The organism is Microcoleus sp. B4-C1 (genome assembly GCF_036705285.1).
Classification (GTDB): Bacteria; Cyanobacteriota; Cyanobacteriia; order Cyanobacteriales; family Microcoleaceae; genus Microcoleus.
In genome coordinates, this window is record NZ_JAUBUC010000039.1 from 43,426 (window position 1) to 53,712 (window position 10,287).

Consider the following 10,287-nt stretch of genomic DNA (forward strand, 5'->3'; position numbering starts at 1 on the left):
AAGTTGATTAAAACTCGAAATTAATAGTTAGAAATTTTGATTTATGAATTTTGAATTAAAAGATTTCAACTCAAAACTCAAAACTCAAAATTCAAAAGTTCTAGCACTTCCCCATTTCCATCAGATAGCGATGTGTTGCTGAACGGCTAAAACTAAATTTTCAGTCCAGAAATTAGCCAATTCGGCGCTGGCCGCTTCCACCATAACTCGGATTAGCGGTTCAGTGCCAGAAGCGCGAACCAAAACCCGTCCCTGTTCTCCCATTGCTGTTGTAGCACGATCGATCGCACTTTGCATTGCCTCGCACTCGTGCCATTTCAGGCGTTTTTCGCGATCGTCCACCCGAATATTTCGCAACAACTGCGGATAAGTTTGGAAACTGCCACTTACCAATTGTGCCAAAGATTCCCCGGACTGGCGCACCAGCGAAGCCAAATGCAAAGCCGTCAGCAAACCGTCGCCGCTGATACCGTAATGCGGACAAAGAATGTGTCCCGACTGTTCGCCGCCCAACATCGCACCAGTGCGCTGCATTTCAGCGTGAACGTACTGATCTCCGACGTTCGTTCTAATTAGTTTGCCGCCCAATTCTTCCCAAGCTCGCTCGAAGCCGAGGTTAGCCATTACAGTAGAAATAATTAAATTGGATGGTAACTGTTGGGACTCGCGCAACTGCCGGCCCCACAGATAAAGAATGTAATCGCCGTCAATCGTTCGCCCTTGGTTGTCAACACCCAAAACTCGATCGGCATCGCCGTCAAAAGCAAATCCCAAATCGGCATTGTGTTCCAAAACCGCCGCTTGCAAACTGTCGAGATGAGTAGAACCGCAGTTAACATTAATACGAGATCCATCAGGAGAGTCGTGCAAACAGATCACATCCGCCCCCATTTGCGCGAACACCGCCGGCGCCAAACCTGCGGCAGCCCCCCAAGCCAAATCCAAAACTATCCGCATTCCCTCCAAATTCATCTGTTGCAGCGAATCACAGAGCGAAGTGGCATAATCTTTAACCAACTCAGAGCGATGGTAGTGGTGTCCCCAACCTAAGCTAGCAATTGGAACCTTTGCCCCCCGGATTCCCGCTTCGATTTGTTCCTGCAACTGCTGCGACAGCTTGGAGCCGTTTGAGTCGAAAAATTTAATGCCGTTGTCTTCTGGGGGATTGTGAGAAGCCGAAATCATCACTCCGCCGACCGACTCCGAAACGCTTGCCAGATAAGCAACGCAGGGAGTGGGACACAATCCCAAATTCCACACTTCCAAACCGGCGGCCGTCAAACCCGCTGACAGTGCCATTGCCAGCATATCGCTGGAATTCCTGCTGTCTTGCCCCAAAATCACAGGGCCCTGGTTGGGGGAATTTTGGCGTAGAACTTGTCCAGCCCAGAAGCCCACTTGCAGGGCTAGGGGTGCATTCAGCAATTCTCCAACTTTCCCGCGAATGCCGTCTGTGCCGAAGAGTTTGGTATTGGGCAGGGGGAGGCTATCTCCCAGCAGAATCGTATCGCGTTTGACTGGCTGTACCGAGTTAGCAGCCGGAAACTCGCTGCCACGAGGGCGCGAAGGTGTCTGAACCATATTCACTCCTTTAGGAATATTCACACTCACACTTTGGGTTCATGTTACAACTGAAAGTCTTTATTTTCAGCCTAAACTTCATTTATTTCGTCAATTGCTGAGGCAACTTGCTCTGACAACCTACGCACAAAGCTTAACTTCATCGGAAAAATTTGTATGGTATTCAAGGGAAAAACTTTTAGTACCGGGGGCGCCCACGCCCGGAAACCCGGTTTCTTTCTGCCTCCAGGCGTGACGGTGCTGCGGTTTGAGCCGATCAGCAACTGCGGCTATAGAAAGTTAATGCTGTATTGCCGTATACTTTGTGGCGGCAAATTTCTAGGCCGGAAATCGCTTGTGTCGATCGCTCCGGGCTGTGTTCGACGGCCATTTCGCCATTTGGTGCTAGCATTTCTTGGCTGGCGATCGTGTTTAACACAGGTTCGTACAAGTCGCTGGCGTAGGGCGGATCGAAGTAAATGCGATCGAACTGCTGCCCCGCTAGTGTTGCCAATTTCGCCGTCGCGTTTCCCCGCAGTATTTGGAATGTTTGGGACGAGTCTGCTACTTGCTCCCAGTTTTCGCGGATAATCGCACAAGCTTTCGCCGACTGTTCGATGCCAGTGACACTAGCGGCTTGCCGACACAAAGCTTCTGCACCCATGGAACCACTGCCGGTACAAATGTCAAGCCATCTGCAATCTGCGATCGTCCCTTGCCAAATATTAAATAAAGCTTCTCTGACTCGCGAAGGTGTAGGGCGAGTTGCGAGTCCCGGCAGGGTTTTTATTTGGCGATTGCCACAGATTCTTAAACTCATTTAGGAAGAAGGAAGTTCGGCAACGGATTCTGTAACGGATGTAACGGATGTAACTCACATCTTGCACCATTCTCAAGAACAGGCAAGATGCCCGTTCCACAAAGAGTGAATTTTCTTGTGGAACAGGCATCTTGCCTGTTCCTAAACAAGTAATTGAGAATGGTGCAACATCTCAGATGTAACGGATGTCAGGAAGAAAGAATACTTTTAAAAATGTCAAACCCGGTTTCGGCAATCTACCGGGTTTTTAAAGATTCATTCCACCTAAGCGGGTACTTTTTCCCTCACCAGACTGACAAAATTTGACAGCATTTGCAATCCCGTACTCGAAGACTTTTCGGGGTGAAATTGCACGGCCATCAGATTGTCTTTAGCTATAGCTGCCGTCACGTTTTGACTACCGTGACTCACGATTGCCGATCGCACTTCCAAATCAACTGGATCGACATAATAAGAATGCACGAAATAAACCCAAGGATCAGACGGTAAATTTTCCCACAGCGGCAAATCCGGCCCAGGAAATTCCAATTGATTCCATCCCATGTGGGGAATTGTCAAACCAGGTTCCGAGCGAAATCGGCGCACTTTTCCGGCAATAACGCCCAATCCCGGTTCTACGCCTTCTTCGGAACTTTCAAACAGAATTTGCAAACCCAAACAAATGCCTAAAAAAGGTTTTCCAGAGGCGATCGCCCTTTTTATCGGTTCTATCAAATTGCGCGATCGTAAATTCTGCATTGCCGGGTCAAACGAACCCACTCCCGGCAAAACCACCGCATCAGCCTGCTCGATTATAGCAGGAGAATCTGTAATTTTTGGCACTGCACCCACATTTTCCAAGCCTTTACAGACTGAGTGCAGATTGCCCATGTCATAGTCTACTACTGCAATGACAGACATTGACTTACTTGCCTTATATTATCAATATCAGTATTATTGCACAAATATGACAGCGAAAATCCTGCTAACCTCATTTGATACTTGGCTTCCCCATCAGCAATCCAACTCTTCGGACGACTTATTAGCCAAGATTTCCCAGATGAAATCTTTGCCTGATTCCCTGACTTTTTTGAGGAAACTGCCCGTAGATTTTCAGCTAGCACCAAATTTGGCGATCGCCCAAATCAACCAACTCCAACCCGACACTATTATCTGCTGTGGCATGGCCGAAAGCCGGCAAAAATTAACCGTGGAATCTTGCGCTTGCTGCGATAGCGACATTCGGAAAACCGCAGTTAATCTCGAACCGCTAGTCGCTGATTTAGCTGCAACAGAAATCAGCCACGAAGCCGGAAAATTTGTATGCGAAGCCCTCTATTATGCAGTTTTAAAACACCTTGCAGATTCTCAACTTAGCACCAAATGTATTTTCGTACACGTACCAATTTTGACAGAAGAAAATGCCGACAAAATTGTCGCCGATTTTTTATTAATTTTAACTCGCATCCCTTAACAACTGACAACTGACAACTGACAACTGCCAATTGCCAATTGCCAACTTTCTAACCGCCGTAATTCCAACCGGTGCTTTCTAGCAGCAACGGATTTCCTTCTCGGTGGACGCCGGCTGCCAAAACTTCTCCCACATAAACTGTGTGGTCTCCGTGTTCCACAGAACCGACAACTTTACACTCGATGTAACCCAGAGAATCCGAGATAATCGGACAACCAGTTTCCGCGCCCGGATAAAATTCTACATCCTCAAATTTATTGCCAACGCGGCGCTGCTGCTTGAAGAATTTCTGGGCTAACTCTTTTTGCCCTGCTTCTAGGAAACTCAAAGCAAAGACACCGCTGGCTTTGATCATGGCGTGGGATTTGGAGTCTTGCTTGACGCAGTTGACAACTAAGGGAGGGGTAAAGGAAGATTGCATCACCCAGCTAGCGGTGAAACCGTTGACTTCCTCCCCGTCTTTGACACCGCAGATGTACAATCCGTGAGGGATTTTCCGCAAGATGGTCTTTTTAGCTTGTTCGTCTAGCACGGGCTTACCTGTTCGATCGATAATTCTACACCGCTCAGTTTACCAATGTCGGGCCCACAAACCCACCTGTCTTAAGGGCTATTCGCTAATATTGCCTTTTTCGATCCCAAACTTGACACCAGTTTTAAGTGAAAATTAACAACTCACAACTATTATGAAACTCCATACTTTTTAAACCAATCTTGCATCCGTTTCCAACCATCCTCAGCTTCTTTTTTCCGGTAACTGGGGCGATAGTCGGCGTTAAAAGCGTGGGGCGCATCTGGATAAAGCACAATTTCGGAACCGCTGCTACCAGTTTTGAGAACTTCCTGCATTTTCTCGACTGTATCGTTGGGAATTCCCTCGTCTTTGCCGCCGTAAAGCCCCAAGACAGGCACTTTCAAAGTTGCTGCAATGTCGATCGGCTGTTTGGGAGTTAAAGCCGTAGAATCGCCAACTACACGCCCGTACCAAGCCACTCCTGCTTTGACTTTCGGGTTGTGAGAAGAGTACAGCCAAACAATTCTGCCACCCCAGCAAAATCCTGTAATTCCCAACTTATTAATATTGCCTTTTCCTGACTTTTGTGCCCACTCTACGGTTGCATCTAAATCGGACATAACTTGCTCGTCAGGAACTTTCGAGACAACTTTACTCCTAATTTCTTGAATGTCGGTGATTTTAGAAACATCACCTTGACGGGCAAACATTTCAGGGGCGATCGCTAAATAACCTAATTTTGCCAAACGGCGGCAAATATCTTGAAGGTGCGCGTGAACTCCGAAGATTTCTTGGATTACTAAAATTACTGGAAAATTGCTGCCGCTGGCTGGCATTGCTCTGTAGGCTGGAATTGAGCCGTCTTTTACGGGAATTTTTACCTCACCGGCAACTAAACCAGCAGCATCCGTATTGATGACGGCAGCCGCCAGAGGATGAACTGCTAAAGTAAATCCGGCGCTTAATGCGGTGACAGTGATAAATTGTCTGCGAGTTAAGTCTTTCATTTGTGATTTGGTTATTGGTTATTGATTATTAGTTTTTATTCTGTAGGTTGGGTTGAGGAACGAAACCCAACACTCATGAATTGGATGTTGGGTTTCGTCCCTCAACCCAACCTACTACTGACTACTACTGACTGACTACTGTCAACTGCCAACTGACTACTGACGGAAAAGCCGATCGTGCTCTGGATGGTACAAGCGCGATCGCCCTTCTGCCGATTTTCCCAACGCCGGACTAATAACATACATTGTCGTTCTGATCAAATTATTTTCGCGGGTAGCAACTGCCATTTTGTCAAGGGGAACTAGCACAATTTTTTCATCGGGCCAGCCCAACCGATAACAAATCGCTACAGGCAAATCAGATGGGTAATGTTCCATCAATTTAGCTTGAGCTTTTTCGACATGGCGGGCGCTCAAATACAGGCACAAACTCGCTTGATGAGCCGCTAAACTCGCCAATTCTTCGCGATCGGGCACTTCGGTTCTGCCGCTAATTCGCGTCAAAATAATTGTCTGCACAACTCCCGGAACTGTCAACTCAATTTTAAGTTTAGCCGCCGCAAGTTGGAAAGCGCTAATTCCCGGAATTACCTCAAAAGCAATTCCCTCGGAGGCCAAAGCTTGCATTTGTTCGCCCACAGCCCCGTAGAGACAGGGATCGCCGGAATGGAGGCGGACGACGCTTTTACCCTCGCGCACTCGTTCCACCATCAAAGGTACAATCTCTTCCAGGGTCTTATCCGCAGTTTGGATCACTTCAGCATCCGCGCGTACTCCCTGCAAAATTTGCTCTGGAACTAACGAATCAGCAAATAATATGACATCGGCTGCAGCCAGTAATTTTTGAGCCTTAACAGTCAACAAATCCGGGTCTCCCGGGCCTGCACCTACAATGTATACCCCTGGAATTAGGGCTTCAATCTCTGTCAAACTCATGGCTGCTAAAAAATTTGCTAAATTTACGGACGCTTCCGGATGTACCTATTTTGGTTGGAAGTAATAGATGGTAGATGCACCCTGGTTTTGAACCCTAGAGACTAACCTCTCTGGGGTTTTTTATTGATCCTCTGGCAATTTCGGAGTGATCTTTGCCCGATCGCTATTCGGGGAGACAACATCAGGTAAAGGTCGATCGAGCAAATAAAGCCAAGCTAACCCGCCCAACCCTAAAACAATCCCAGTCAAGCTTACCATCTGTGCTGTCCGCAGCGGCCCGAACATCAAACTATCAGTCCGCAACCCTTCAATCCAGACTCGACCGGAACTGTAAGCTGCGATATAAACCAAAAATAAAGCACCAATTTTTAAGCGAATTTTGCCCTGCAAATCGCGGAAAAACAAAGTCAGAAGCAACCCAAATACTGTCACATTCCACAGTGATTCGTAGAGAAACGTGGGGTGGAAGTATTCAAAATTAGCGTAGGCGGGCGGGCGGCTGTTTGGCGGAATATAGAGTTTCCAAGGCAAATCCGTAGGACTGCCAAAAGCTTCGGAGTTAAAGAAATTTCCCCAGCGTCCGATCGCCTGACCGAGAATTGCCGAAGGCGCGATTAAATCTGCCAATTGCCAAAAAGAAACTCGCTGAATTTTCGCAAAAATTAAAGCTGCGATCGTGCCGCCCAAAATCGCCCCGTGAATGGCAATTCCGCCTTTCCAAATCGCAATAATATCTTCAGGCCTCTGGGCGTATTGCTGCCACTCAAAAGCCACATAGTAAATTCGAGCGCAGGGAATAGCGCCCAAAACCAGCCAAATTGCCAAATCACCCAATAATTCTGGGTTGACGCGGCGTTTTTGGGCCAAGTATTGGGACAGACTGACCCCAATCAAGACGGCTGAAGCTATCAACAGCCCGTACCAGCGAATGGCTACGGGGCCAAGTTGAAAGATAATTGGGCCCGGCGATGTAAATTGAAACGCTAAGGGCAACGCAAGAATATTTAGCACCATAAAAGTTGCATTAATTGTGATGGAAAGCAGTCAGATTGCATACCCTTGAACAAACTACAGAGTTTATTTTAGGTGGCTGCCGTCATTTAAATGCAATTTTTGTGGAATTTTACCAAATATTAACTTTGTTGCGGACATTGATGTCTGGAGTTTTCTTTGTGAGTCCACAATAAGATGCCCCCTAACCCCCCTTTTTTTAGGGGGGAACCGGATTATTCTGAAAGTTCGCCTGATTAAGGGGGATTTAGGGGGATCGAGACTTCTCCTTTTTGACGATTAACTGCAGCTTGGGTCGAGAAGTTTTAATATAGAAGGTGGCTTTAAATTTTCTGATGACCTATGTCTCCTACTTCCGTTTCTCAGGTGTACTCTTCTGGTAATTCCAAGGGTGCGAATCAGTCTCGCAAGACTGCTGCTTTGGCTGTTGAGTCGGGTAAAATTCCGCCCTTGCTGGGGGCGAGTTTAGCTGAGTTAACGGAGTGGGTGCAGCAAAACGGGCAACCTGCTTATCGCGGGAAGCAGTTGTACCAGTGGATTTATGAGAGAGGCGCGCGATCGATCTCTGACATTTCTGTATTCTCGAAACAGTGGCGCGAGACTGTTGCTAAAATCCCGATCGGGCGATCGACTATTCATTATCGATCGGTCGCACCAGACGCCACGGTAAAGTATCTATTAAAATTGGCAGACGGTCAAATCATTGAAACAGTCGGCATTCCCACCGATAAACGGCTGACTGTGTGCGTCTCAGCCCAAGTTGGCTGCGCGATGGGCTGCGACTTTTGCGCTACGGGAAAAGGCGGTTTCAAGCGCAATTTAGAAAAACACGAAATCGTCGATCAAGTTTTGACTGTACAGCAAGATTTCGGCCGCAGAGTCAGCCACATCGTATTTATGGGAATGGGCGAACCCCTGCTGAATTTCGATAATGTTGTAGCTGCTGTCAAGTGTTTGAATCAAGACGTAGGAATTGGGCAGCGAAACATCACCATTTCTACAGTAGGAATTCGCAATCGCATCAGCCAACTCGCTGAACATCAACTGCAAGTTACCCTCGCCGTCAGCCTCCACGCTTCCAATCAAAGATTGCGCGAAGAGTTAATTCCTAGCGCCCGCCCTTATCCTTTGGGTGAGTTAATCGCAGAATGTCGGGAATATGTGCGATCGACCGGGCGTAGATTGAGTTTTGAATACGTACTTTTAGCAGGTGTGAATGACTTGCCGGAACACGCAGCCGAGTTAGCTAGTCAGTTGCGCGGCTTTCAGTGTCACGTCAATTTGATTCCTTACAATCCGATTCAGGAAGCTGAATATAAGCGACCGACTCCCAATCGAATTAACAGTTTCGTTGCGACTTTGAAGGAAAAGAAAATTGCAGTTAGCGTGCGGTATTCTCGCGGCTTAGAAGCAGATGCAGCCTGCGGACAATTGCGGGCATCCGAGGTGGAGGCTTAGGTTTTTAACCCAATACGGTTCAGATAAAACAAATCCCCCCTAGCCACCCTAAAAAAGGGGGGAAAAGGGGGGGTGAAAGTCCCCGCAACGATTCGGGGGATGCTGCAAGGGATCTCCGGGGAATTAGCAGTGTTAACTGAACCGTATTGGTTTTTAACCGCCAAAAATTATTGTCGTAGGATGCCCCGGAGTGCGTTATTTTCTCAATGATTGAGAAACTACGATCCGGGGCATCCTATTACTGTGGTTAAACTGTTCGGAAATCGTTAACATCAATTAGCGAAGCATTGACTCCAGTTAAAGAGGCGATCGCAATTCCATTCACCTTAATCAAAGCGCTGTTATTACTCTGACTAATTTCCAATTGGTTGAAACTCAAGCCGCGAGACAATCCCAACACATCTTCGCCTTTAACAAAGTCGGAAATAATATCGATTCCGAGATTGTTGCCGATCGCAAACGTGTCATTGCCCAGCCCGCCAATCAAGCTGTCATCTCCTAAATCTCCGAACAATAAATCGCTGCCAGTACAACCGAGGAGGGTGTCGCTGTTTTCACCGCCATAAATGGTATCATTTCCAGCTCCGCCATCTATGAGGTCATTATTCTCGTTGCCACAGAGTAAATCGTTGCCAGCATCCCCGCACAGAGTGTCATCTCCAAATTGTCCGAAGATAGAATCACTGCCTTGACTTCCGACAATCGCATCGCTATCTTTGCCGCCAATTAGGATATCGTTTCCTTTACCACCATCGATAAAGTTGACGCCTGCATTGCCATAAATGAAGTCATTGCCCTCTTTACCGTTAATCGAATCATTCCCCTTATCTCCGAAGATGAGATCCTCGTCTTCACCGCCGATAATGATGTCGTTACCTTTGCCGCCAAGTAGGATATCATTTCCGCGATTTCCATTGATGAAGTCGTTGCCTTCGTTGCCGTTGAAAATGTCTGGGCTGTTGCCACCAATTAGGTTGTCGTTACCTGCTTTGGCATTGAATATATTGGGACTGTTGCCAAAGTAACCGTCATTTCTGGGAGTACCGATTAGGATGCCGGAATTGCCGTTGATAATATTATCAACTGGATTTGGTCGATCGAGATTTGGCCTTTCAATGCGATCGCCAATGCAGTTTGGATCGGGCGTCGGCGTACCTGTCGGCGTCGGAGTTGGCGTACCTGTCGGCGTCGGAGTTGGCGTACCTGTCGGCGTCGGAGTTGGCGTACCTGTCGGCATCGGCGTACCTGTAGGCGTCGGAGTTGGCGTACCTGTCGGCGTCGGCGTACCTGTCGGCGTCGGCGTCGGAGTTGGCGTCGGCGTACCTGTCGGCGTCGGCGTACCTGTCGGCGTCGGAGTTGGCGTACCTGTCGGCGTCGGAGTTGGCGTACCTGTAGGCGTCGGAGTTGGCGTACCTGTCGGCGTCGGCGAGGGACTGGGATCGGGTGTCGGTGTACCTGTCGGCGTCGGCGAGGGACTGGGATCGGGTGTCGGTGTACCTGTCGGCGTCGGCGAGGGACTGGGATCGGG

The 10,287-nt window shown here is 48.1% G+C and carries 10 protein-coding genes; 2 read left to right on the top strand and 8 right to left on the bottom strand.

Features of this window, described 5'->3' with window-relative positions; translation table 11 throughout:
• Nucleotides 1-120: 120 nt before the first annotated feature.
• From glmM to hisH, 3 genes are all read right to left on the bottom strand, one after another.
• Nucleotides 121-1,581 (bottom strand): phosphoglucosamine mutase, encoded by a 1,461-nt coding sequence (gene glmM / locus QUB26_RS17000; protein ID WP_333242674.1) that lies wholly within the window; start codon nucleotides 1,579-1,581, stop codon nucleotides 121-123.
• A gap of 256 nt (nucleotides 1,582-1,837) precedes the next feature.
• On the bottom strand, nucleotides 1,838-2,380 hold the full coding sequence (gene rsmD, locus QUB26_RS17005) for a 16S rRNA (guanine(966)-N(2))-methyltransferase RsmD (RefSeq protein WP_333242633.1): 543 nt from the start codon (nucleotides 2,378-2,380) through the stop codon (nucleotides 1,838-1,840).
• Between the two features lie 264 nt (nucleotides 2,381-2,644).
• On the bottom strand, nucleotides 2,645-3,280 hold the full coding sequence (gene hisH, locus QUB26_RS17010) for an imidazole glycerol phosphate synthase subunit HisH (protein ID WP_333242636.1): 636 nt from the start codon (nucleotides 3,278-3,280) through the stop codon (nucleotides 2,645-2,647).
• Nucleotides 3,281-3,326: 46 nt separating this feature from the next.
• On the opposite strand from hisH, the gene QUB26_RS17015 reads away from it, so the two are divergent.
• Entirely contained in the window at nucleotides 3,327-3,833 is a 507-nt protein-coding gene (locus QUB26_RS17015; protein ID WP_333242639.1) for a pyroglutamyl-peptidase I family protein, read from the top strand.
• Between the two features lie 49 nt (nucleotides 3,834-3,882).
• Here the strand turns inward: QUB26_RS17015 and QUB26_RS17020 are convergent, their stop codons facing one another.
• The 4 genes from QUB26_RS17020 to lgt form a co-directional block, all read right to left on the bottom strand.
• Nucleotides 3,883-4,365 (bottom strand): flavin reductase family protein, encoded by a 483-nt coding sequence (locus QUB26_RS17020; protein ID WP_333225004.1) that lies wholly within the window; start codon nucleotides 4,363-4,365, stop codon nucleotides 3,883-3,885.
• A 152-nt stretch (nucleotides 4,366-4,517) separates the two neighbouring features.
• Nucleotides 4,518-5,354: a dienelactone hydrolase family protein gene (locus QUB26_RS17025; protein ID WP_333242644.1), complete on the bottom strand. Its 837-nt coding sequence runs from the start codon at nucleotides 5,352-5,354 to the stop codon at nucleotides 4,518-4,520.
• A 156-nt stretch (nucleotides 5,355-5,510) separates the two neighbouring features.
• Nucleotides 5,511-6,290 (bottom strand): precorrin-4 C(11)-methyltransferase, encoded by a 780-nt coding sequence (gene cobM / locus QUB26_RS17030; protein ID WP_333242647.1) that lies wholly within the window; start codon nucleotides 6,288-6,290, stop codon nucleotides 5,511-5,513.
• A gap of 120 nt (nucleotides 6,291-6,410) precedes the next feature.
• On the bottom strand, nucleotides 6,411-7,304 hold the full coding sequence (lgt, locus tag QUB26_RS17035; protein WP_333318943.1) for a prolipoprotein diacylglyceryl transferase: 894 nt from the start codon (nucleotides 7,302-7,304) through the stop codon (nucleotides 6,411-6,413).
• A 339-nt stretch (nucleotides 7,305-7,643) separates the two neighbouring features.
• On the opposite strand from lgt, the gene rlmN reads away from it, so the two are divergent.
• Complete coding sequence (rlmN, locus tag QUB26_RS17040) at nucleotides 7,644-8,759, top strand: 23S rRNA (adenine(2503)-C(2))-methyltransferase RlmN (RefSeq protein WP_333250474.1); 1,116 nt, start codon at nucleotides 7,644-7,646, stop codon at nucleotides 8,757-8,759.
• Between the two features lie 247 nt (nucleotides 8,760-9,006).
• Here the strand turns inward: rlmN and QUB26_RS17045 are convergent.
• Nucleotides 9,007-10,287: calcium-binding protein (locus tag QUB26_RS17045; protein ID WP_333318946.1), on the bottom strand; the 1,281-nt coding region annotated here is incomplete at its 5' end.

Bases quoted from the DNA above. Each gene is read 5' to 3' on its own strand.
- glmM (WP_333242674.1), bottom strand. From the start codon at position 1,581: ATGGTTCAGACACCTTCGCGCCCTCGTGGCAGCGAGTTTCCGGCTGCT.
- rsmD (WP_333242633.1), bottom strand. From the start codon at position 2,380: ATGAGTTTAAGAATCTGTGGCAATCGCCAAATAAAAACCCTGCCGGGA.
- hisH (WP_333242636.1), bottom strand. From the start codon at position 3,280: ATGTCTGTCATTGCAGTAGTAGACTATGACATGGGCAATCTGCACTCA.
- QUB26_RS17015 (WP_333242639.1), top strand. From the start codon at position 3,327: ATGACAGCGAAAATCCTGCTAACCTCATTTGATACTTGGCTTCCCCAT.
- QUB26_RS17025 (WP_333242644.1), bottom strand. From the start codon at position 5,354: ATGAAAGACTTAACTCGCAGACAATTTATCACTGTCACCGCATTAAGC.
- cobM (WP_333242647.1), bottom strand. From the start codon at position 6,290: ATGAGTTTGACAGAGATTGAAGCCCTAATTCCAGGGGTATACATTGTA.
- lgt (WP_333318943.1), bottom strand. From the start codon at position 7,304: ATGGTGCTAAATATTCTTGCGTTGCCCTTAGCGTTTCAATTTACATCG.
- rlmN (WP_333250474.1), top strand. From the start codon at position 7,644: ATGTCTCCTACTTCCGTTTCTCAGGTGTACTCTTCTGGTAATTCCAAG.